Origin of the sequence: Photobacterium sp. BZF1, assembly GCF_014349205.1 — a bacterium.
GTDB lineage: Bacteria > Pseudomonadota > Gammaproteobacteria > Enterobacterales > Vibrionaceae > Photobacterium.
On the sequence record NZ_JACSOF010000051.1, the window covers coordinates 1 to 23571 of the forward strand.

Below are 23571 nucleotides of genomic sequence, written 5' to 3' on the forward strand. Positions count from 1 at the left end.
CCCATCGCCCATCGCCCATCGCCCATCGCCCATCGCCCATCGCCCATCGCCCATCGCCCATCGCCCATCGCCCATCAACAGAAAAAGTAAACATCCCCCTCATCGTTTCTATTTGATGCCATAAAATCGATTGCGCTCCGGTTTCTGGCAAAACCCTTTGCTACCATTACTTTCATTGCGGGGCAGACTACACTTTCTCTTGTGCTTTTCCAGACAGAGAAATGATTATGAGTGAAGTACTGCTGGCGCTGGTCGCTGGGTTTATTGTTGGCGTCTTGTTTTCCGCGATTAAACTGCCGATACCGGCTCCGCCGGTGCTTTCCGGGGTGATGGGCATCTTCGGTGTTTATGCCGGGGGGATTGCTTATCAGTGGATAGTCGAGCGGTTTTTTACCTGACGAAATTTGTGCGTTGGGTAAACACATTGTCCACAGTGGGAAACGTATATTTCGTGGTGGCAACAAGGCCTGCTTGGTATTATAGAGCGGCACCATCACAAATTGATTTTCGCTGTTCTGGCCAACATCGTCATGATGTTACCTATCGCTAGGCAAGGCCAGAACAGCGCATTTGCTGGGAAGTCCTTAACGCTACTTCCCACGCGGTGAAAAGGATATCAATCAGGAGAATGCGCGTGCATTGTTTACCTGAGTCTTCAAGGAATCAAGTCCGTAACCCCGTCGACTGATGGCTGGTTGTCGGGATACTGCTTGCGAAAGCGGGCCGTTTGGCGGTGGCGCAATGAATACCGTCAAGCGCATCTATTGCTAAGTAGAGTAACTGTTTAGCAGAAATAGCTTGGTAGAAACTAATTGGACTGGAGATAGTCATGAGCGAATTGAAAGCGGCTGCACTACGTGCACTTAAACTAATGGATCTTACCACTCTGAACGACGACGACACTGATGCAAAAGTGATCGAGTTGTGTAAGAACGCGAAGAGCCCGGTAGGCAACACAGCGGCCGTATGTATTTACCCACGTTTTATCCCAGTTGCTAAGAAGCAGCTTCGTGAGCAGGGTACACCAGAAGTACGCATCGCGACCGTAACTAACTTCCCGCACGGTAATGACGACATCGAAATCGCTGTTGCTGAAACAAAAGCGGCTGTGGCTTACGGTGCAGACGAAGTTGACGTCGTTTTCCCATACCGTGCCCTAATGGCAGGTAATGAAGAAGTTGGCTTTGAGCTGGTTAAGCAGTGTAAAGCAGCGTGTGGCGATATCATGCTTAAAGTGATCATCGAAACTGGCGAGCTGAAAACTGAAGAGCTAATCAAGCAAGCCTCTGAAATCTCAATCAAAGCAGGCGCTGACTTCATCAAGACATCTACCGGTAAAGTGCCAGTTAACGCAACGCCTGAATACGCTGAAATCATGCTTAACGTGATTAAAGACATGGGTGTTGAGAAAACTGTTGGCTTCAAGCCTGCTGGTGGCGTGCGTACTGCAGAAGACGCACAGCAGTACCTAGATATGGCTGACCGCATTCTTGGTGCTGAGTGGGCTGACAACATGCACTACCGCTTTGGCGCATCAAGCCTGCTAGCTAACCTGCTTCACACCCTAGGTGAAGGCGAAAAAGCAGCTGAAGGCGGCTACTAATTCTATTCCAGTAAGGTGGCATTTTTGCCACCTTATTTTTAGGTCACCGACCACAACTTATCCGTGATGTTTTACTGTTTGGTTCTTGCCTTGCTCCGGTTATGGAATAAGGACGGGCTACCTGTACCTGAGAATCATCAACTATTCAGGTAAAACGTCATGACCCTACATAAAGAATATCATTGGGGAATACCATGTATTTACCACAAGAAATCATCCGTAAAAAACGTGACAACATTGAACTAACTGCTGACGAAATTAACTTCTTCATCCAGGGTATCGCCAAAGATACCGTGTCTGAAGGCCAGATCGCTGCTTTTGCGATGGCGATTTACTTCAACGACATGACCATGGACGAGCGTGTGGCGCTAACCTGTGCAATGCGCGACTCAGGCATGGTTATCGACTGGGATCACATGAACTTCGATGGCCCGATTGTCGACAAGCACTCAACCGGTGGTGTGGGCGATGTGACGTCACTGATGCTTGGCCCTATGGTGGCAGCGTGTGGCGGTTACGTACCGATGATTTCTGGTCGTGGCCTTGGCCACACAGGTGGTACGCTGGATAAACTAGAGTCTATTCCTGGCTACAACATCACGCCAAGCAACGAAGTGTTTGGTCAGGTGACCAAAGACGCAGGTGTGGCAATTATCGGCCAGACTGGCGATCTTGCACCTGCTGACAAGCGTGTTTACGCAACCCGTGATGTGACTGCGACGGTTGATAATATCTCGCTGATCACGGCCTCTATCCTGTCGAAGAAGTTGGCTGCTGGCCTTGGCTCTCTTGTGATGGACGTAAAAGTGGGCTCTGGTGCGTTCATGCCAACTTACGAAGCGTCTGAAGAGCTGGCAAAATCTATTGTTGCTGTAGCAAACGGTGCGGGTACCAAGACCACGGCACTGCTGACAGACATGAACCAGGTTCTGGCGTCGACTGCTGGTAATGCACTCGAAGTTCGCGAAGCCGTGCAATTCCTAACCGGTGAATTCCGTAACCCTCGCTTATTTGAAGTGACCATGGCATTGTGTGCTGAAATGTTGGTAAACAGTGGTTTAGCAACAGATATCGAGCAGGCACGCGAGAAACTTCAGGCGGTACTGGATAACGGTAAAGCGGCTGAGTGCTTTGGTAAGATGGTTGCCGGCCTGGGTGGTCCAGAAGACTTCATGACCAACTACGACAACTACCTAGAAACGGCTGAACTGGTTAAGCCGGTATACGCCGAAACCACAGGTTACGCGTTTGCCATGGACACCCGCGCGCTGGGTATGGCTGTTGTTGGTATGGGCGGCGGTCGCCGTGTGGCTTCTGACACTATCGACTACGCTGTTGGCCTGAGTGATATGATCCGCCTTGGCGACGAAGCGAATGGCGACAAACCTCTTGCTGTGATCCACGCGCGTAACGAAGCGCAGTGGGAAGAAGCGGCCAAGGCAGTGCGTGCTGCGATTACTATTTCTGATAAGAAACCTGAGCCGACACCTGAAGTTTACCGTCGTGTTCGCCCAGAAGATGTTTAATGGAGTCATCATGAAACGTTCTATTATTCTTGTTCTAGATTCATTCGGTATTGGCGCTACAGAAGATGCCGTTAAGTTTGGCGATGTAGGTTCCAACACCCTAGGCCACATTGCTAAAGCTTGTGCCCGTGGTGAAGCGGACAACGGCCAGCGCAGCGGTAAGCTACACCTACCAAACCTTAACAAGCTAGGTTTGGGCAAGGCTTGTGAAGAATCTTCGGGCTACTTCCCTGAGGGCCTAGATGCCGATGCCGAAATCACGGGTGCTTTTGCCCATGCTGCTGAGTTGTCTTCGGGTAAGGACACACCATCTGGTCACTGGGAAATCGCAGGTGTTCCAGTATTGTTTGACTGGGGCTACTTCACCGATAAAGCAAACAGCTTCCCGAAAGAGCTGACTGACCGCATCCTTGAGCGTGCAGGCCTGCCAGGTTTCTTGGGTAACTGCCATGCGTCTGGTACTCAGGTGCTGGATGACCTGGGCGAAGAGCACATGAAAACCGGCATGCCAATTTTCTACACCTCGGCTGACTCGGTATTCCAGATCGCCTGTCACGAAGAAACATTTGGTCTTGACCGCCTTCTAGAGCTATGCCAAATCGCTCGTGAGGAGCTGGAAGACTACAATATTGGTCGTGTCATTGCCCGTCCGTTTATTGGTCCTGGTAAAGGTCAGTTCGAGCGTACCGGTAATCGTCGTGACCTATCTGTTGAGCCGCCATCAGCAACTGTACTGCAGAAACTGGTAGACGAGAAACAGGGTGACGTGGTGTCAATCGGTAAGATCTCTGATATCTATGCAGGTTGTGGCATCACCAAGAAAGTCAAAGCTACAGGTATTCCTGCTCTTTTTGAAGCGACACTGGAGCAAATCAAGGAAGCGGGTGATAACACTATCGTCTTCACTAACTTCGTTGACTTTGACTCAGCCTACGGTCACCGCCGTGATGTTGCTGGTTACGCAGCGGCGCTGGAATACTTCGACAAGCGACTTCCTGAGATCATTGAACTGCTGCAGGAAGATGATGTGTTGATCCTAACGGCCGACCACGGTTGTGATCCTACATGGGAAGGTACAGACCATACCCGTGAACACATACCTGTCTTGGTATCAGGCCCGAAAATCGCTGCAGGCTCCCTAGGCCGCCGCGACACCTTTGCCGATATCGGCCAGAGCTTGGCAGAGTACTTCGGTACCTCTGACATGGAATACGGTAAGTCATTCCTATAACAAGCATGGGCAGGTGAATCCTGCCCAAAAGTACGATTCTTTTTACTGTTTCGGTCTATATTTGTCCTAGATCGAAACAGTGTTTGCAAGACAAGATTACATTGAGTTGGTAATGCAAAAAACCAACAGATGACAGAAAGGAAATAACGATGGCTACTCCTCACATTAATGCTGAAATGGGTGACTTTGCAGACGTAGTACTGATGCCGGGCGATCCGCTACGTGCCAAGTACATTGCAGAAACGTTCCTAGATGACGCAAAAGAAGTGTGTAACGTACGTAACATGTTCGGTTACACCGGTACTTACAAAGGCCGTAAGATCTCTGTAATGGGTCACGGTATGGGTATCCCTTCTTGTTCTATCTACGCAACTGAGCTGATCAAAGACTACGGCGTGAAGAAAATCATCCGTGTGGGTAGCTGTGGTGCAGTGCGTGATGACGTGAACCTGCGTGATGTTGTTATCGGTATGGGTGCATCGACTGACTCAAAAGTTAACCGTATCCGTTTCGGCGACCACGATTTTGCAGCGCTGGCTGATTTCGGCATGGTACAGAATGCGGTTGATGCAGCAAAAGCGAAAGGCGTAGACGTGAAGGTAGGCAACATCTTCTCTGCCGATCTATTCTACAACCCAGATTTCGATTTCTTCCAGACCATGAAGAAATACGGCATCGTAGGTGTTGAAATGGAAGCTGCAGGCATCTACGGCCTGGCGGCTGAGTTCGGTGCAAAAGCATTGACTATCTGTACGGTTTCAGACCACATCCTACGTGGCGAAGCGACAACATCTGAAGAGCGTCAGCTAACCTTCAACGACATGATGGAAATCGCGCTGGAATCTGTTCTACTGGGCGACGCTGACGAAGCGTAACAGCGGCAGAACAATGACATTAAAAGGGCTTGCCACTGGCAAGCCCTTTTTTATTACGGTTAAGTCCTTGTTCGCAATCACTAACCAAGTTAGTCGCTCTTGTCATTGCTGAGCAAGATAGGGAAGTGCCATTTTTCCTTGCGGTTGCCGAAGGTCATGGCCAGCAGGAAGCCGATCACCATCGCACTGGCAATCAGTGCACGGATAATGTTGGTGATGGCATCGATATCCGCCATAGTTTCGGCTATAAGCTTGTCATGCTCAAGGGTGATGCGGACAAAACCCACCACTTGGTGTTGGCTCAAGATAGGTTCAATCAACTGCTGGCGGCCATAGCTGGCAACAGCGAGTGGTGTCGATAGCCCGGTTACCTGAGGCAGAGGCAGGGCATCTTGGCTTTTGGCCAGTGTTACGCCTTCCAGATCGTAGATACTGGCATCGAGCAGTAATGGCTCTTTGGCCAGTTGCTCGACCAATAACTGAAGCCGGTCTTGGTTTTTCTCTATCACATCAGCCGCTGCGGTATCGGCAGCTTGGCGTACGACCAAACGCGAGAGTTGTTGGGTTTGATCGCTCAGGGTGCGGTAGTTCTGCTTGGCCAGATTGGAGCCGTATTCAACCATGGTGATCAGTGCCGCAAGGCAGCCGAACAGGATGAATAGCCGCCAGGCTTTTTGGAATTGGGTATGTTTTTTCTTCATCATATCAGCGGTGCATTCAAGACCAATCTCATCTTTGGGCTTGCCCTGGTAATTTGCAATAGGGTAAGTTGTTTAACCAAGCGACTTCAATATGCTCGGTTCATGTTAAATCCTGCATCTTGAAGTCACTTGGATAATTAGGCGTTTACTTTAACATGGATGGTTTGCAAGTGCTCAAGATTAGGAAACATACCTCGTTACTCCAACGGTTCCCGGAAGTGGTGTCGGCGACAAACCTTGACCGGCAGCGTTCCACGACCTTGGTTTATGGTCGCTCTATTGATGCTGTCGCGGTCCAGGCAATCGAGGAGGCCTATGGCGAATCGCTAGAACTGACTGCCGCGTGGAAAGTTGGTCAGTATGATTGTTTGCTGTTGGCAACACCTTACTCGCTTTTGCTGGAGCAATGTGTCTCCCATGCACAGCTTGATATTGCCGATTTGAGCCAGCTTCCCGACCTGCGCGAGCCTGGCCTTGTGGTGATGGATATGGACTCGACAGCCATAGAGATCGAATGTATCGATGAGATTGCAGTATTGGCCGGTGTCGGCGAGCAGGTAGCAGAGGTCACGGAGCGGGCCATGCAGGGTGAGCTTGATTTTGAGCAAAGCCTGCGCCAACGTGTGGCAACATTGTCGGGTAGTGATGCCTCGATCCTTGAACAGGTCAAAAGCCAGTTACCATTTATGCCTGAGCTACGAGAGTTGGTGGCAACCTTGCATCATTATGGTTGGAAGGCGGCAATTGCATCGGGTGGTTTTACTTACTTTTCTGATCACCTCAAGCAGGAGCTTGATCTTGCCCATGCCCAGTCGAACACGCTGGAGATTGTCGATGGTAAGTTGACTGGCAAGGTATTGGGCGAGGTGGTTGATGCACAAGCGAAAGCGTCGATATTGAGAAGCCTAGCCGAGCAGTATGACATTGCCCCACACAATACTGTGGCCATTGGCGATGGTGCTAATGATCTGGTGATGATCAATGCTGCGGGCCTAGGGGTTGCCTATCATGCCAAGCCAAAAGTGGAAGACGAAGCACCTGTTGCCATTCGTTATGCCGATCTTGGTGGGTTGATCTGTGTCCTTTCGGCATCTTTACTGCCACAGCAACTCGGTTGGTAGCTTTTTGAAGTCAACAGTACTTCGAGGCCAAGAGCTCTTCGAGGCCAGTAGTATTCCAAGCATGGTTGATTAAAAAAATAGCTCTGTGCTATCCGCTCAGAGCTATTTTTATGGGTTAGCCAGTCACTTAATCTCCAGCCTGATCAGCACTTCATCGGTAACATCTTGAATTTCACCGCTGCCAATCACGCAATTGAGCTCCTGCTCCAAGGCTCTTGCCCGGTGTAATACCAGACGGGCGAGATCACCTAGTTCCTTGCCTATCAGCGCCGTCATAGGGCTCAACACCGGTGCTGCGGTTAACCTCAGTGCCATAAAGCTGCCCGTAGATTTCGCCTGCTTGATATAGGCGATCCGCTCCTCGATAGTTCTGAATTCATCTAACAGTTTGGCCTCTACCCTCGGTGCTTGGCCGTTCTTTTGCTCTATCGCAAGATAGAGTTCATGGACATAGGGCTGGTTTATCTCAACCGGGCGCATAGTTTCAGCCAGCATCCGTTTGATCCGGTTGCGAAATAGCGGCTCGAGCGAACACTCCTGCCCAGCGGCCAGTTGGCTGAACAACTTGACCTGTGGCGGAGGGGGGAAATTACAGCCGACCGCTTTCAGCCGGATTTTATGGTCAACCTTTTCGGCGAAGTACGGGACTGTTTTGAGCCTCGTCAGTAGCATCTGGTGCATAGCGAGCAAGAGCTCCCCCTGTGGCAGCTTTTCCTCTGCCATCACTAACTTATTTTCATTGTGAAGGATAAGCTTGCGCAGGAAGTGCTCACTTTGAGCGGCAAGGGTGCCCGAGCCTGTGGTTAACTGGATATTGCTGTAGTCCGGGCTAACCCTGACAACGCTATAGGGTACCTGGTTCAAAGGTGCGTTCTTGTTGCTTTTCTGTAGCCCAGGGAATGACACCAGCACCTGGTCGCCACGGCGCAGGGCTACTGGTGCTGAAAGCTTGATATTCAGCCCGCGGGTCGAGAAGTCGATACTCTGCCCCGTAACAGCTGCACTGTTATCAGTGTTGAGGATAATAGAAGTATCAAACAGGTACCTGTCTTCTTTTCGTTGCGGCCTTGGGTCAAAGTATACCGCTTTGGCCGATGCCACCGGGTTGCGGGGGTGACGGAAGGCCTGCAAGGTTTTGCTCGGAAGCTGCGGTTTGATACTCAAGCGGTAGTCCTGCTGGGCTTCCTCGTTGGTCAGATCCTGCAATACACCGACATGGGTCAGCGAACTAAGCTTATCGACCATATCCGGAGCGATACTTTTTAGGCTTTCGATATCCTCCTGATCGATAGGCTGAAGGCTAAGGCGCATTACCCGCCAGCTGTCTCGCTGTGCCCCGATATGCCAAAACAGCCGGCGCTGTTCAGCGTTCATCTCTGGTAGGGCGGCTGAATAGTAGAAGGTCTTGCCGTCGTGCTCATGACTGAAGCTGTAGAGCAGGGTGCTAGATTGCTTAAGACCGGCTTTCCCCAAGCTGGCTAGACGATCAGCTGAGATCAGGTGGTTGAGCACCGGCTGGTTTCTTTCATCGTGCCAATGTGACCAAATGTGGCGATTGTATTGGGTCAGCAAGCAATAGGTTAGCTGGGTACCAGACAAGAAGACAGGTAGGCTGGTACTGTGCTTGAGAAAGCAGTGCTCGTAACCACGGGTGCGGATCTGGATAATCTTGTCTTCGTAATTATGCCTTGTTCGGTTTTGCGACTGGCTGAGGCCGTAATCAATGACGGATTTGATAAGGGCATTATCGCTCAATAGCTTTAATCGCAGCCATTTGTAGCTGTCGTTATCCGGGTTCTCATCAATCCCCAGGATACGGTAGCTCATCCCCTTGACCAAGCGAGCATCACCCAGCTGTTCCGCCAGTTTGGGGAAGCGGACAACAATCGTCATACCGAGCTTGTAGTTGAACGCGGCAGGGACTTTGAACTTGGCTCCGGAATACGATAAATCGGCACTGATCCCGTTGACGACTTGGCTTAGGGGAAGCTCCAAACTGACAGGCGTGGCGATTTGCCAGCGGTTTTCGTTACGGGTCAGGTAGTGGCCAAACCGGATCAATGGGGCAACCAATGGATTGTCTGGCTGTTGTTCTACTTTGGGGGCCGGCTTAGGTTGCATTTTCCCCTGCTGGTGCATAACCCGGAAGTTATTGCGGGTGTTCATCAGTGCTTCGTATAGGCCTACCCGGAACTGGTTACCAAAGGTTTTTATCCGTTTGTGGTAGGTGTTGATAGCAACATCATCAAGCCAATGCTCCCGGCCATTGAGTTGGTAGGGACGGCATTCGCCCTGGACACGTCCGCGCAGGTCAACCGCTTTCATGCATGGCGTCATGATACGGTGCAATTCCATTTTCAGCTGCAGCCGGGTAGGGCCGTCCTCGCCTTCGGTCATCATTTGGAAGACGTCGTCGAAATCCTCGCTATCGTAGACAGGGATCAGCCTTTCAATCAGTCCTTTGTAATCGTCTAGCACCATAGTTATTTTTGATTATCTCATTCTTCGTTTATTATCGGCATATTTCCTAATGAGTTGAGCTTTTCTTCAACCTACAGGCAAGCTCTATTCTACATCTGTTTCCAAGATGTGTTTAACCAAATTATATCAAGGTGAATCATGGCAAAAACCAAGCGGGCCTATGTGTGTAGTGATTGTGGCGCAGACTTCCCCCGCTGGCAGGGCCAGTGTAGCGCGTGTGCAGCGTGGAATACGATAACTGAGTTCACAGTTCCCAAAACCCGTTCAGCCGTGGGGGGCGGAGCGGCTGGCGCGACCAGCAGTTACGCAGGTTCTGCCACTAAGGTGCAGAAGCTATCGGAGGTCGAGAGCAAAGATCTACCGCGCTACAGCTCGGGGATTTCCGAACTGGACCGGGTGTTTGGCGGCGGTATCGTACCGGGCTCGGTGCTGTTGTTGTGCGGTGATCCCGGTGCCGGTAAGTCGACCTTGTTACTGCAGAGCATTGGTTCTGTTGCTGCGACCAAGTCGTCACTTTATGTCTCGGGTGAGGAATCGATCCACCAGATCTCCCAGCGAGCCAAGCGCTTGGGTACCCAGAACCTCGACAACATAAATGTAGTGGCCGAGACGTCGGTGGAAGCTATCATCGAACATATCAGGGCCCAGAAAGCCGAGTTTGTGATCATTGACTCGATCCAGACTATGACCGTTGCCCATAACGATTCGGCAGCTGGTAGCCCAAGCCAGGTCAAGGAGTCGGCAGCGGCTCTGACGCGTTTTGCCAAAACTGAAGGGGTGACCTTCATGATTGTCGGCCACATCAACAAAGACTCGAACGTGGCCGGCCCGATGCAGCTTATCCACATTGTTGATGGTCTGTTTGCCCTATCATCGACGGCTGATGAGAAGTTCCGTGTTTTGCGTACCTCGAAGAACCGTTTCGGTGCTGACTCCGAATCCTGTTTCTTCGCTATGACGGAAACGGGAATGAAGCAGGTCAAGAACCCATCAGCGATTTTCCTCAGCCGCTCGGACAAGAACCATGCCGGTTCGGTCTGTACCACGCTGTGGGAAGGTACCCGGCCGTTGTTGGTGGAAATTCAGGCTCTGTGTAACAACTCGGTGACTGAGAATCCACGCCGTCTAACCGTCGGTTACGACAACAACCGCTTGGCGATGTCGATAGCGGTTTTGGCGCGCCATGGCGGGGTCATGCTGTCGGATATGGATATCTTCGTTAACTGTGTCGGCGGGATCAAAATCGAAGAGACCTCAGCGGACTTGGCAGTCTTGCTGGCGATTTTCTCCAGCTTTAAAAATGCCCCTGTACCGCAGGATGTACTGGTGTTTGGTGAGATTGGCCTAAATGCCGATATCCGCCCGGCAGCCAATGGCGTGGAGCGTATCCGCGAAGCCGTTAAGCAAGGCTTTACCCGCGCAATTGTCCCTAAGGCCAATGCCAGCCGACAAATCCCGGGGATCGAAATCATTGCAGTGGAAGATTTGCAGGAAGCCCTAACGGCGTTCGAACGCGTGGCACTCTAGTTTCGGGTACGAGGCGCTTTAGTCATTTTCGCACAGGGCAAAATATTCGATAAAAGAAAGGGCTGCATGATGCAGCCCTTTTTGTATCTGGAGATACGCGCGAATTACTTAGCAATACGCTTGTACTTGATACGGTGTGGCTCAGCCGCTTGCGCGCCCAGTGTTTTCTTCAGCCAATCCGTGTACTCGGTGTAGTTACCTTCGTAGAAGTTAACCTGGCCTTCGTCACGGTAGTCAAGAATGTGGGTAGCGATACGGTCAAGGAACCAACGGTCGTGCGAGATAACCATGGCACAGCCAGGGAACTCAAGAAGGGCTTCTTCTAGTGCACGTAGCGTTTCAACGTCAAGGTCGTTGGTTGGCTCATCGAGTAGCAGTACGTTGCCGCCGGCTTTAAGCAGTTTGGCAAGGTGGACACGGTTACGCTCACCACCAGACAGGTCGCCGATGCGTTTTTGCTGATCGCTGCCTTTGAAGTTGAAGCGAGAGCAGTAAGCACGCGCTTGGATTTCAAAGTTGTTGATCTTGATGATATCCGCGCCTTCGGAGATCTCTTGGTAAACCGTGTTGTTGTCGTTCATGCTGTCGCGGAACTGATCAACAGATGCAAGGCTTACAGTCTCACCCAGCTCGATAGAACCAGAGTCTGGCTGCTCTGTGCCGCTTAGCATCTTGAATAGCGTTGATTTACCAGCACCGTTGGCACCGATGATACCGACGATCGCACCTTTTGGCATGCTGAACGATAGGTCATCGATAAGAACACGATCACCAAATGACTTGGTCAGGTTGTTCACTTCGATAACCTTGTCACCCAAGCGCTCACCTGGCGGGATGAACAGCTCGTTGGTTTCGTTACGCTTTTGGTGATCACTTGTATTCAGCTCTTCAAAGCGCGCCATACGGGCCTTTGATTTCGCCTGGCGACCTTTAGGGTTCTGGCGGACCCACTCAAGCTCTTTCTCGATGGTCTTTTGGCGAGCTTTCTCTTGCGAGGCTTCTTGCTTCAGACGGGCATCTTTCTGCTCAAGCCAAGAGGTGTAGTTACCTTCCCATGGAATACCTTCACCACGGTCAAGTTCCAGAATCCAGCCTGCAGCGTTATCTAGGAAGTAACGGTCGTGGGTAATCGCCACAACGGTACCGCTGTAGTCAACTAGGAAGTGCTCAAGCCAAGCTACAGATTCTGCATCAAGGTGGTTGGTTGGTTCGTCAAGCAGCAGCATGTCTGGCTTGTCTAGCAGTAGGCGACAGATAGCGACACGGCGACGCTCACCACCTGATAGGTGTTTGATTTGCGCATCCCATTCAGGCAGGCGAAGGGCGTCAGCTGCACGCTCTAGCTGCATCTCTAGGTTGTGGCCGTCTTTGGTTTCGATCAGGGCTTCTAGTTCACCCTGCTCTTTGGCCAGCTTGTCGAAGTCTGCACCTTCTTCAGCGTATGCTGCGTAAACAGCATCAAGACGCGTCAGGGCATCTTTCACGTCAGCTACTGACTCTTCAACCACTTCACGTACGGTCTTTTCTTCATCCAGTACCGGTTCCTGAGGTAGGTAACCTACCTTAAGGCCAGCCTGTGGGCGTGCTTCACCTTCGATATCGGTATCGATACCTGCCATGATGCGTAGCAGGGTAGATTTACCGGCACCGTTCAGACCCAGAACACCAATCTTGGCGCCAGGGAAGAAGCTCAATGAAATATCTTTTAGGATTTGACGCTTAGGTGGGACGATTTTGCCCACGCGCGACATGGTATAGACGTATTCAGCCATATCCGTTTGCGATCTCTAAACTAAATGAAAGGGGTATTTTACCTGTTCTGGACATAAGTTTAACAGCAATGTTCATAATTAGTGCCCCAACTGAGCGTTAAGGTACCACTCTGCTCGAATCTTTGTGTGTCGGGTGACATTTTACCGTGCGATTTCCTGCAACATTGTGGTGTTAAATTTTTGTTGGCCGTCGGCAATCGCGATTATTAAAATCGACAATTTGGTATTACGCTCAATATTGGGCCGCCTGAAGGTTATTGGCGCCAGCCCTGCACGTTGCAGAGGCTTGTAGTGATGGAATTTATATGCAATAAAACACACAGGTTATGGCCTGAATGAATATGGACAACGAATGGAAGGGTGCTGTGTATAGCAATAAAAACCTTAAAGTAATTTCAGGTCTTGTGCTGTCGGTTGGCTTGCTGCTATCGCCATTGATGCAGGCATCAACTCTTGAACAACAGCGTGTACGCTACGAGCAGGCGCAAGTCGCCTTGGAAGAAAATGATGAGGCGGCGTACAAAAAACTTCGCGGTAGTTTGGATGACTACCCGTTGACGCCTTATCTGGATTACCGTGAGTTTATTCAAACCCTGTATGCCAAGTCTCCCAGTGAAGTTGAGGCGTTTATTGAGCAATTCTCAGCCTTGCCGTTCAGTACCACGGTCAAGGATCGCTATCTCAACCACCTAGCAAGAACGGAACGCTGGGAGAGCTTTGTTGAAGTTCAGCCTATGCCGCCGCGCAGCCAAGTATTGCGTTGCCATTACTATTATGCCCAGAGCAAACTCGGCAACAAAGACGTTGCTTGGCAGGGGGCGCAAGCCTTGTGGCTAACAGGTAAATCGACTCATGACGCCTGTGATCCGCTACTTAATGCTTGGCAAAAAGCAGGTAAGCGGACTGATGCACTCGTGCTCGATCGTATGCTGTTGGTTTACGGAGAGGGGAACCGAGGCAGGCTCAACTATCTTAACAAACAGTTGGGGGCCAAGAGCAAGCAGTCAGGCAAGGCGGTGATGGACCTTTTCGATAAGCCCCAAGGGGTAGCGGCATTCTCCAAGCGCAGCAAAGTGACACCTTTCAATCAGAACCTCACGGAACTGGCTTATAAAAAGTTGGTCCGCAGTAATGTGAAGGAAGCAGTAAAGCAGTATCACAACACCGTTCAGGGCCAGCATTTTGAGGAAGCCAAGCGCCAATCCCTGGCAGACTATACCGCCAGTAGGCTGATGGCGACAGATGATGAACAGCTTCAGAAATGGCGTGATAATGCGTTGGCGAAAAGTACCAATATCAGCTTGCTTGAGCGACGTATCCGCCAAGCTATGCGCGAAGACAAGTGGCAAGAAGTTGAGTTGTGGGTGAGCCGTCTACCAGACAAGGCCAAGCAGACGACTCGCTGGACGTTTTGGCAGGCCCGCTTGGCAGAGCGTGACGGTGACAAGGCGTTGGCTGAAGAAAAGTATAATCAGATCTTGGGTCAGCGCGATTTCTACAGCGCCGCAGCTGCGACTGTACTGGGTAAACCGATCACCTATCCGGTGAAAACCGCGGGTGATTACCGTACCGATGTGAAGGAATACGAGCAGACCCTGGCACGGGTCAAAGAGCTTATCGCCACCGATAAGCTGCTAGCGGCAAACCGCGAATGGCACTATTTGCTGCGCGGGCTGGATCACGATCAGATTGTAGCCTTGGCTTCTTATGCCTCTATCAATAAGTGGCATCATCTCGCGGTACAGGCGACTATTTCCGGCCAGTTGTGGGAATACGTCGAGTTGCGCTTCCCGATTGCCCATAAGTGGTGGTTTGATTTCTTTAGCAAGAAACGTGATTTGCCGGTAACCACCATGATGGCATTGGCTCGCCAGGAAAGTGCGCTCAATATCGAGGCGGTCTCGCCGGTTGGTGCCCGCGGTTTGATGCAGCTGATGCCGGCCACCGCCAAGGAAACGGCTAAGAAGCTAGGGCGCAACTACGAAGGAAAAAACAGCCTGTTTGATCCCGGCGTCAATATTCGCCTTGGCAGTGGTTATCTGAAAATGATGCTTGAGCAATATGACAATAACCGGATCTTTGCCTTTGCTGCTTACAACGCAGGCCCGAGTAGGGTGACCCGTTGGCGCAGAGGGACGGATGAGCGATTGGATGTCTATGCATTTATCGAGGCGATACCGTTCAATGAAACCCGTGGGTATGTCCAGAATCTGTTGATGTTCGAGATTTACTATGGTGATTTGACTAAAAGCCCGGTGCCATTGCTGACGGAGAATGAGCTCAGCACCAAGTATTAGCTTTTTTTTGCCAAGGGCTAGGTTGTCGGTGGTTAAAGGGATAGAATCAGTACTCGAGAACGAGTACATCAAATGAGGATGACATGTCGAATATTCAAGAAACCCCGGAATTTACCGAGTGGCAACAGGTGGTTGATATCTTGCGTCAGGCAACGACCGAGCACAAGGACGATACCTTGCTGAGGCTGCTATTGACGCCCGACGAAAGGTCGGTGCTATTGTCCCGAGTGAATATTCTGCATGAATTGCTTAACGGTGAGCATAGCCAGCGCAAAATCAGTGAACTGCTTGGCGTCGGCGTGGCGACAATCACCCGTGGTTCTAATGAGCTTAAGCACCATGATGAAGACACCAAGGCGTGGCTCTCTGCCCTGCTCAAAGAGCAAAGTCCGAACGCGTAATCTCCGAAAGGACAGTTACTGAAAAGGCCCCTAGCGCTACTACAGCCTAGGGCCTTTTGTTTTCTGCGAGATCCCTCCACTTGCTTTGAAAGCATAGTGGTATCACTTAATTTATTTTGCGAACAATGTCGGATGGATAAACGGGATCAACGCCAAGATCAACGCTTGCTGGTATACCGAGCTGCGGCTTAACAGGTGGTTGGTCAGCATCGCAATGGCACCGCCTTTCTGTTTGATATTGGTTTGGTTGAACATTTCATCCATTACATCGCCCAACTCTTCGCCCTGATGTAATTTCTCCAGTGCTAGAGGGGGCAGTGGGAGCGAGGCCGAACGGGCTTCTCCCCGGTTGTTACCGCTTTCGATAACCATCCAAGCAAAGGTGAATAGACCATCAATACCGGCTTCAAGGCCAACGTAATAGTCAGCGTCAGGTGCAGCTTGGCGTGCATTGCTAACGCGGTTTCTTGCCCCCTGCAAGGTTTCATCGGCACACATCGGCTGGTCACGGACACCACTGTCGACACTGATCCCTTCGATAGAAAACTGGCTATCTGGGAAGGTGTGCTTGAACGCGTCTTCGACGGCAGAAATTTTGGCGGGATTGGTTGAGGCGACAATTATCTTGGGCATAGCAAACATCCATTATCTGAGTGCTTACTATTCTAATACTTGGCAGCGTGATGTCACGCCGCCATATCGTATTGAGGGTGGCTTTTCATGAACAGCATTCCGGGACATGGATTAACGGTCGTAGGCCCAGTCTGATTGGATGATGTAGCCATGGATTTGGAACTCATCGTTGTTGACGAACAAGTTCGGGAAATCCGGTTGCGAGGTCGAAAACACCACCCCATCTGCCAGTTGTGTCATGTGGTAGAAATCGGGCTCACTACCTCGAACAGAAGCAAATACCGGTTGTTTGGGGCGGTAATTTGCTGTCTTTGTAGCAAGGGCGTAGCTGCCTACTGGCGCGCACTGCGAGATATTTTCGTTATCAACCAGCAGCCCCAAGCAATCCTCACGCAGTAAGTGCTGTGGAATGGCACGCTTGCTGATCACGTCCACTGATGATCCACCCCGAAAGGAAGTGAAATCTTTGCGGTGGATAATTGGGATATAGGTGCTGGTGGTTCCTTGACCCTCGTTACTGTTAATTGTCGTAGTGGCTTGGGTGCCGGTATCAACCTGCCCAGTTAATAAGTAGCTGATTGATGTGCTCAATGCTTCGGCAATTTTCTCAAGCTCACGGACTTCGATACCGTATTTACCTGATAGCTTTCGGCTCATTGTACCTTGCTGGAGGTCAAGGGCTTCACCCAGCTGCTTCTGGCTGATCCCTTGGACTTTCGCTAATCGTTTGATTCTTTCTAAATATTCCATACTCACTAGCTTCCCGCTCAAATCTTGTTGATGCAAAAACGCATTCTTAAATGTCATATTGATTTTACTGCTAACAGCAAACGGGGGATCTGGCGGGTATAAAAAATGCGATTGGTTTCGTTGTGGGAATATCAGTTTTTTTTCAGATGTGCAAAAAAGGGAACAAAATTCGCAAAATAAAATAAGATTGGTGGTGGGTTTGTTGAACCGAGATCACTTTTTGTGAGGATTTATAGCAAGGGCTTATTGATAGCTATCGTTGGTTTTTGCTTATTGTTTTAATTTTATGTTATTGAAAAATAATGGTTTGGTTTCATTTTTAAGTCGTATATTAACAGAGTGGCTGGAGTAATAAACCGACTGAATAAGGCTATGTGTTGTGATTATTGATTGGCGTGGTTTAGGGAATGGAGTTTGATGAGGCGAGGATAGCTAGCGAGCATAAACAACAAGGCTACACGGTTATGCTTTTGAGGGATAAAGAGGAAGGCGAACCTTCCTCTTTGAAGGAGATTAGCGAGTTAGGTAGGTGTACAAGAACTTGGTGATCTCTACCATGTCATCAATTTTGATGAACTCTTCTGTCGTGTGTACCTTCGCCATGCCGGTAGACAGGTTCACAGTCTTCAGGCCTTTGCTGTTGAAGATGTTTGCATCGCTACCGCCGCCTGTTGGCTTGCACATAGGTTCAACGCCGTTGGCTTCGAAAGCGGCTTTAATTTTCTCAACATGTGGGTCGTTATCAGCAATGCGGTAAGCGTTGTAAGCGCGCTTTGAGGCAATGTTGATTTCCGCACCGTGCTTGTCAGCCGCAGCTTCAAACGTGCTCACCATGTGATCGACCTGTGCTTGTAGCTTGTCGTCATCCAGTGAACGGGCTTCAGCTTCAATGAATAGCTCTGGCATTACGATATTGGTCGCCTGGCCACCTTTCACTACACCGATGTTAGCTGTCGTTTCCTCGTCGATGCGAGATAGCTTCATGTTGGTGATGGCATCAGCCGCAACAGTCAGGGCGTTGATACCTTCTTCCGGTGCAAGGCCTGCGTGGGCTGGTTTACCCGTAATGTTTACTTTCAGGTTCTGCTGGCCTGGTGCCGTCGTGATGATAGTACCGATTGGGCCGCCAGAATCGAATACGATACCGGTTAGTGACTCAACCTTGCTCATGTCGAAGTTCTGTGAGCCGTGCAGGCCACCTTCTTCGTAAACAGTGAACGCCAGTTCAATCGTCTGGTGTTCTTGGCCGTCAGCCTTGATGCAGCGAACTGCTTCCATGATAGCTGCGATACCGGATTTGTCGTCGCCACCTAGGATAGTGTCGCCTTTCGAGCGGATGATACCGTCTTTGATGATAGGCTCGATGCCGTTACCTGGGGTCACGGTATCCATGTGGCAGCTTAGTAGGATAGTACCTTCTAGCTTGCCTTCTAGTTTGGCGTAAATGTTGAAGCCGTTGGAGATCTCAGCAGGAACAGGAAGCTTCTGTACATTAAAGCCCATTTCACCTAGCTGCTCGGCCAGCGCCTCGGCAATCGCTTTTTCGTTGCGCGACTCGCTGTCGATTTTAACCAGTTCAATAAAGTGTTGGACCAGGCGGTCCTGATTGATATTTGCCATTTAAAGCACCTCCGTAATGGTCGCTATATTACGTGAACTGGCTGAACTAACCTTGATCTGTCCACGAATATCGTGGGGGTAATCACTATAAAACTTCAAATGTTAAGGTGATTATTCTGGCTTGTTGGGGAAATGTACCGTGAGGGTTGGGGAGGTGTGGGGGACTCGTTAATCATAAGGCTTCAGTCGGCATATCTAGGATCTCAAGCCTGTCGCTAGCCAAGAGGGTTACATCAGGGGCTCGTAAGATCATTAATAGGTTTTCTACCATAAATAGCCGTTCTGTCTCTTCTTCCATACCATCCCTATTAAGTTGCATGCTTTGATTCTGGTGATAGAGGGGGTCATTGTCCTGTTCTATTGGCGTTGTTGTAATTGGAGGTACTGCCTAAAGAAAGTGATAAATATGGCAGTGTTGCTAAGTTTTAGTGAAAGCTGACGCCTAGTTTGTTTTTTTGCTTGCTGAACAGTACGTTAAAGGGCTTTTGCGGTGGCGAGATAATGCTTTTGTGAAGTTATTAGCATATAACTATCAATCACTTAGGGTTGTAAGTGTGATAAAAGTGATTGTCGGTAAATTAGTGCGGGTAGAATGCTATTTATGAGACTATACTCACTCGTATCTAAGCCGCATATTTGTTACCTTACTGCGTTTTTGATTCACACTAATCTGGCTATGGCATCACAATATATAATCAATAAAGTGGTAGAAATTGGGGATACCTTGCATCGCTGTGGATGCCCGCCTTACAAGGTGGAAAAGTATACCCAGCATTATGCCCAAAAACATGGTGCGGATGTCATGGTGCAGGCTATGCCAACCTCGATCAATTACCAGTTCCTTGGCAAGAGGGATACCGTGGTCATGAAGCGCCACAAACCGGCTTCTATCAATCTTGCCCTGCTCGCCAACACCATCGATCGTATTCATCAACCCAGCAAAGGAAAAACAGCCAAAGATTTCCACTACCCCAAATGGGTCGTGGCACTGGCCAATATGGGGATCCCCCCGGCCTATTTGATGCTGGTTGGTAGCACCCTTGAGGCTGTGGGCTATGCCGCCATACTGGGGCTCATGGTCTGGTTGGTACAGTTGGTTTGCCATGGCCGCCGCGCTATTGCGGCTGAATTTATCGCGGCACTGTTAACTGGTTTGTTTGTGGCATTTATTGTCAGCCTGGGTATCAATGTGCCGGTCTGGGCGCTGTGCATCGCCTCCATAGTCTTGTTTGTGCCCGGACTGTCGATAGCTAACTCCTTGGAGTGTCTGGCATTCAATGATTTGGTCTCTGGCACCGCCTTGCTCGGGCAAAGTATGCTGACCCTGCTCAAGCTGTTTATCGGGGTAATGATAGGTTTGAACATCGGTGAGGCATGGTGGGGGCCTGTGGATACCATCCCGTATACCAACGAAATCCCGCTATGGCTGCATGTGTTTGGCTTGGTGTTGATCTCCACCTCGATCGGGGTGATCTTCAATGCCCGCCCGCAAGACATACTGCTCGGGCTACCGGTTGCCGTTTTGGGAATGTGGGGGCCGATGTACTTGGGCTTTGGTGGTGACTGGGTGGTAGGTACCTGGGTGACCACTGTGTTGATCACCCTGTATGGCACCAAAATAGCCAAACTGCTTAACCTCACCGGTTCTATCTATATCGTGCAGGGGATCATTATTCTAGTCCCCGGTAGCCGTGTGCTGATCAGTGCCAGCCAATCCGTCTTCGAGCAATCTATCTTGCCTATCCCCAATATCGGCTTGTCTGCCATCTTCATGTTCTCGGCGATTGTCGCTGGGCAGATCACCGCTTATTCGCTTTACTCGCCAAAGATTGATCGTTAGTAAGTAAATCGCCTCCATTTAAATGAAACGGTCGCTAGTGATAGAGCTGGCGGCCCACAGCGGTTATTTTAATTTGGTTTTCTCTTGGGTTTAACGGGTGTTGTTAGCTAGCCCATTATTTCCATTACGCTGGTTATACTTATTGTGTAATGGAAAAGGAGATTTGCTTCCAATGCCTGATATGTCGCTATTCCCGTCGAAGAATACCAAGTTGGAGGTTGGCTTGCGCAAGCTAATCTTCTCCAAGGGTTTCCGTTACCGGTTACACGTCAAAAGCCTCAAAGGTTCTCCTGATCTTGTCTTTCCCAAATACAAAGCCGTGATCTTTATCCATGGTTGCTTCTGGCATTGTCATAATAAATGCCAGAGGTCCCATATTCCCAAGCATAACCGCAAATTTTGGTTAGTGAAGTTTCGGCAAAACCGGAACCGAGATAGGGTAGCCCGCTCTTGGCTTATTGAGCACGGTTGGCGTGTGCTGACGATATGGGAGTGCGCCGTAAGGAACCCCAACGACTTTGGTCTCGATGAGCTGTTGGACTTTATCGAGTGCTGGTTGGTAGGTGGAGCCGGTTCCTGCCAGGTATCGGGTTCTGGCTCGCTACCTATGCTTGATATGGAAATCGGGGGTAGGTTCCGTCGGCTATCAATAGCAACTGGTATTCATTGAGACTAGTATCCGAATCTTAATATAGATACAATATGCGCTCTGTTTTATATTGTTGTGTATGGATGGTATTCGAATACTGCGTGGTCTATTGATGGATAAGATTCAGCTGTTGGAGTTTTTGCACACATTGGTCTCCCATAATGTAATTAGCCAGAATGCTTATAAGTGTCGGTATGATGGTTTCAATGGTGAGCTTGATTTTATTTGCTGGCTCAAAAAACACCGGCCATCGATAAAATATGCCAGTGGCGGCACTTTTATTCCATTGGTAAAAACCGATAACAGCTTTGAAGATTCTGTCTATTTTACCGTTGCCCCGAGAGAGGAATCTTTTGTTGAATGTCAGCTTGAAAAAGTTTCGCTGCTGTCCCTTAAAGGCCAATATTTATTTACGTATGATCCCTATGAGCCTTGGTCGTCTTGGTCTAATTTCTCTATTTCATCTGAAAGCGGCTCTATAGAGTTCTCAATACCTTCCTCATTCTCGGTCCAAAAGTATAATTCCCACAAACATGAGTTTGAACTGAGCGATATCGAACAGTTCCTGTTGCAGGTTGGTTTTAGCCCATATTTTCGCTGTACGGTCGATATACCCGACGGGTTGAAACAGAAATATATCGAAAAACTCTCTTCCTACTCTACGGAGGAACTCCTTTCTTTGTATCTTACCCGTTTTGTCTTTGATGGTTTGTGCGGTTTGGGCAATGGCCGGGGGGCACCTCTTGATATTGATTTCTTTGTGCAAAGGAAAACAGGTGGGTGGTGTATTTTGGAAGTGAAAGAAAAAGACAAGAGTAAACGCAAAGATCCACCTCCCGGCTTTGGCATGGATGTCCGCAGGATAAAGAGCCTGCTTGAGCTGGAATCAAAACTGGATCTTTCTGCGTACTATCTTGTGAGGCATATCAATGATCAGAAGAGCCGGAATTTTATTGATTGGCGCATAATCAATATGAAGAAGTTTGATGCTCGGGCGAGTAAGCTGCCTGTTCAGGGTGGTGTTGGGATGGGGAGGTCTGGCTCAGACAATCCTACTCGTATATGCGAGTTCAGTGAGTTCGCCAAGCTATATTAGCCGTATCAAATTGAAAAAACCCAGCTAACTTAGCTGGGCCCCAAACTTTCTTGCTGCAATCAAGCGACTGCTTTTGGCTGCTTGCTTGATTTGCTTTGTTCAGCCTGCTTCATTGCCGTTGTCATCTGGAATGCGACAGCTTCGATGACTTTCATACAAACCGAGTTGCCGAACTGCTTGTAGATTTGCCCCTGGGATACGGCATCTACATCAAACTCCTTCGGGAACCCCTGCAGGTTGGCACATTCGCGTGGTGTCAGTTTGCGAGGACGCTTTTCTTCACCTTGGTTAATCAGGATTTCCGAACCGTCCTTGTAGTAACGGGCACTGATGGTATTGGTATACTCATCATCGGCACTGAACAGTGAATAACCGAAGCCGTTACCTTTGTTCTGGTGCTCGGCCTTGCGTTTCTTGTGGCCAGTCCACAGTTTCTCAGAGATTGTGAAACGGTCTTTCTGGTGTTTTTCAAAGTCGGCCTGCAGCTCTTCCGGACTTTGCAGGATGTCTCCTACTCTTGTCGGCTCCTTGGAACCTTCGGGCCATGTAAAGATATCGCTGAACTTGATGTCTTGGTCTAGCTGGTAGTAGTCACGGTCGAACCCGACGATGAATACACGCTCACGGTTTTGCGGAATGCCGAAATCACCGGCGCGCAATACCTTGAAGCCGACGCAGTAGTTTAGCTTTTCCGATAGTGCATGACGCGCTTCTTCGCTCATCGGTACATCTTCTGGAATTTCCTGCTCGAACTCGCCACGCAAGATCGAAAGGATTGTCTTCAGGGTTTCCCCCTTGTTGTGGCCCTGGAGCTGCTTGACGTTTTCCAGCAGGAATGCCTTTGGTTTCTTTTCGGCAAGGATACGCTGGATTTCGAAGAACATGGTACCGCGGGTATCGCTGAAACCCTGCTTCAGGCCGGCCTGTGAGAAGGCCTGACAAGGGAAACCACCGAGCAGGATATCGTGGTCTGGAATATCCTTGGCTTTGATTTGCGTAATGTCCCCGTTGGGCATTTCGCCGTAGTTGGTAAGGTAGGTTTTTTGGGCAAACTTGTCCCACTCGGAGGTAAATACGCAGTGGCCACCGAGCTGCTGGAACGGGTACCTGATCCCGCCAATACCGGCAAAGAGATCGATAAAGGTAAAATCTGACTGTTCGAGACTTTGCTGCTTGAGCGGCGCGTTATCGTAATGGGCTTTCAGGGTATCCTCGAGCTCTTTGATTGCATTCCATTTAGCCTTGGTAGGGGCATGCTCACCATTCTCCCACCCGCGAATAGTGCGTTCACCGGTAGCGTTCATCCCCAGCAAATTAGCCATTTCCGTAAGACCTAGTCCCAGCTTTTTTCTTAGGTCTTTGATATAGTCCGCTTGGTTTTGAATTTCAGTTGTCATACAGGCTCACTTATCCGCTTTTTGTCCCGGGATGGTAGCACTGTATATGTG

Annotated in this window: 20 protein-coding genes; 12 read left to right on the plus strand and 8 right to left on the minus strand. The window is 49.8% G+C overall.

The features are described 5' to 3' along the window. Positions 1-227: 227 nt before the first annotated feature. The 5 genes from BIZ37_RS13135 to deoD all read left to right on the plus strand — a co-directional run bounded on the left by BIZ37_RS13135 (position 228) and on the right by deoD (position 5235). A complete protein-coding gene (locus BIZ37_RS13135; RefSeq protein ID WP_107301306.1) occupies positions 228-398 on the plus strand; it encodes a XapX domain-containing protein in 171 nt (56 codons plus the stop codon). Between the two features lie 431 nt (positions 399-829). Then, positions 830-1603: a deoxyribose-phosphate aldolase gene (gene deoC / locus BIZ37_RS13140; protein ID WP_187461887.1), complete on the plus strand. Its 774-nt coding sequence runs from the start codon at positions 830-832 to the stop codon at positions 1601-1603. A gap of 194 nt (positions 1604-1797) precedes the next feature. Beyond that, complete coding sequence (gene deoA, locus BIZ37_RS13145) at positions 1798-3129, plus strand: thymidine phosphorylase (RefSeq protein WP_187461888.1); 1332 nt, start codon at positions 1798-1800, stop codon at positions 3127-3129. Positions 3130-3139: 10 nt separating this feature from the next. Continuing rightward, the gene (locus BIZ37_RS13150) at positions 3140-4360 is read left to right on the plus strand and encodes a phosphopentomutase (RefSeq protein ID WP_187461889.1); all 1221 of its coding nucleotides are present in this window, start codon (positions 3140-3142) and stop codon (positions 4358-4360) included. A gap of 149 nt (positions 4361-4509) precedes the next feature. Further along, positions 4510-5235, plus strand: a complete 726-nt coding sequence (deoD, locus tag BIZ37_RS13155) for a purine-nucleoside phosphorylase (protein WP_107301302.1) — start codon at positions 4510-4512, stop codon at positions 5233-5235. 89 nt (positions 5236-5324) lie between these two features. Here the strand turns inward: deoD and BIZ37_RS13160 are convergent, their stop codons facing one another. Continuing rightward, positions 5325-5939 carry a YtjB family periplasmic protein gene (locus tag BIZ37_RS13160; RefSeq protein WP_187461890.1) on the minus strand — a complete coding sequence of 205 codons (615 nt, stop codon included), beginning with the start codon at positions 5937-5939 and terminating at the stop codon, positions 5325-5327. 152 nt (positions 5940-6091) lie between these two features. On the opposite strand from BIZ37_RS13160, the gene serB reads away from it, so the two are divergent. Then, a complete protein-coding gene (serB, locus tag BIZ37_RS13165; RefSeq protein WP_187461891.1) occupies positions 6092-7057 on the plus strand; it encodes a phosphoserine phosphatase in 966 nt (321 codons plus the stop codon). Between the two features lie 123 nt (positions 7058-7180). Here the strand turns inward: serB and BIZ37_RS13170 are convergent, their stop codons facing one another. Continuing rightward, positions 7181-9538 (minus strand): PilZ domain-containing protein, encoded by a 2358-nt coding sequence (locus BIZ37_RS13170; RefSeq protein WP_187461892.1) that lies wholly within the window; start codon positions 9536-9538, stop codon positions 7181-7183. Between the two features lie 138 nt (positions 9539-9676). On the opposite strand from BIZ37_RS13170, the gene radA reads away from it, so the two are divergent. Beyond that, positions 9677-11065 (plus strand): DNA repair protein RadA, encoded by a 1389-nt coding sequence (gene radA, locus BIZ37_RS13175; RefSeq protein WP_107301298.1) that lies wholly within the window; start codon positions 9677-9679, stop codon positions 11063-11065. Positions 11066-11169: 104 nt separating this feature from the next. Here radA and ettA read toward each other — a convergent pair whose 3' ends face one another. Beyond that, a complete protein-coding gene (gene ettA, locus BIZ37_RS13180) occupies positions 11170-12837 on the minus strand; it encodes an energy-dependent translational throttle protein EttA (RefSeq protein ID WP_107301297.1) in 1668 nt (555 codons plus the stop codon). 335 nt (positions 12838-13172) lie between these two features. On the opposite strand from ettA, the gene sltY reads away from it, so the two are divergent. Together sltY and trpR are read left to right on the plus strand one after the other, a co-directional pair. Further along, positions 13173-15134, plus strand: coding sequence for a murein transglycosylase (gene sltY, locus BIZ37_RS13185; RefSeq protein ID WP_255526748.1), 1962 nt, complete (start codon positions 13173-13175; stop codon positions 15132-15134). 83 nt (positions 15135-15217) lie between these two features. Then, the gene (gene trpR, locus BIZ37_RS13190; RefSeq protein WP_187461893.1) at positions 15218-15535 is read left to right on the plus strand and encodes a trp operon repressor; all 318 of its coding nucleotides are present in this window, start codon (positions 15218-15220) and stop codon (positions 15533-15535) included. Positions 15536-15646: 111 nt separating this feature from the next. On the opposite strand, the gene yjjX is transcribed toward trpR, so the two are convergent. The 4 genes from yjjX to BIZ37_RS13210 all read right to left on the minus strand — a co-directional run bounded on the left by yjjX (position 15647) and on the right by BIZ37_RS13210 (position 18857). Then, positions 15647-16168: an inosine/xanthosine triphosphatase gene (gene yjjX / locus BIZ37_RS13195; protein WP_187461894.1), complete on the minus strand. Its 522-nt coding sequence runs from the start codon at positions 16166-16168 to the stop codon at positions 15647-15649. A gap of 111 nt (positions 16169-16279) precedes the next feature. Then, positions 16280-16918, minus strand: coding sequence for a helix-turn-helix domain-containing protein (locus BIZ37_RS13200; RefSeq protein ID WP_187461895.1), 639 nt, complete (start codon positions 16916-16918; stop codon positions 16280-16282). Positions 16919-17431: 513 nt separating this feature from the next. Beyond that, positions 17432-18538 (minus strand): M20/M25/M40 family metallo-hydrolase, encoded by a 1107-nt coding sequence (locus BIZ37_RS13205; protein ID WP_187461896.1) that lies wholly within the window; start codon positions 18536-18538, stop codon positions 17432-17434. A gap of 172 nt (positions 18539-18710) precedes the next feature. Continuing rightward, positions 18711-18857 (minus strand): hypothetical protein, encoded by a 147-nt coding sequence (locus tag BIZ37_RS13210; protein WP_187461897.1) that lies wholly within the window; start codon positions 18855-18857, stop codon positions 18711-18713. Positions 18858-19214: 357 nt separating this feature from the next. Between BIZ37_RS13210 and BIZ37_RS13215 the strand changes: the two genes are divergently transcribed. From BIZ37_RS13215 to BIZ37_RS13225, 3 genes are all read left to right on the plus strand, one after another. Further along, a complete protein-coding gene (locus tag BIZ37_RS13215) occupies positions 19215-20378 on the plus strand; it encodes a threonine/serine exporter ThrE family protein (protein WP_187461898.1) in 1164 nt (387 codons plus the stop codon). A gap of 172 nt (positions 20379-20550) precedes the next feature. After that, a complete protein-coding gene (locus tag BIZ37_RS13220; protein ID WP_187461899.1) occupies positions 20551-21048 on the plus strand; it encodes a very short patch repair endonuclease in 498 nt (165 codons plus the stop codon). A gap of 91 nt (positions 21049-21139) precedes the next feature. Further along, positions 21140-22123: a hypothetical protein gene (locus BIZ37_RS13225; RefSeq protein ID WP_187461900.1), complete on the plus strand. Its 984-nt coding sequence runs from the start codon at positions 21140-21142 to the stop codon at positions 22121-22123. Positions 22124-22182: 59 nt separating this feature from the next. Here BIZ37_RS13225 and dcm read toward each other — a convergent pair whose 3' ends face one another. Then, on the minus strand, positions 22183-23520 hold the full coding sequence (gene dcm, locus BIZ37_RS13230) for a DNA (cytosine-5-)-methyltransferase (RefSeq protein WP_187461901.1): 1338 nt from the start codon (positions 23518-23520) through the stop codon (positions 22183-22185). Positions 23521-23571 lie beyond the last annotated feature (51 nt).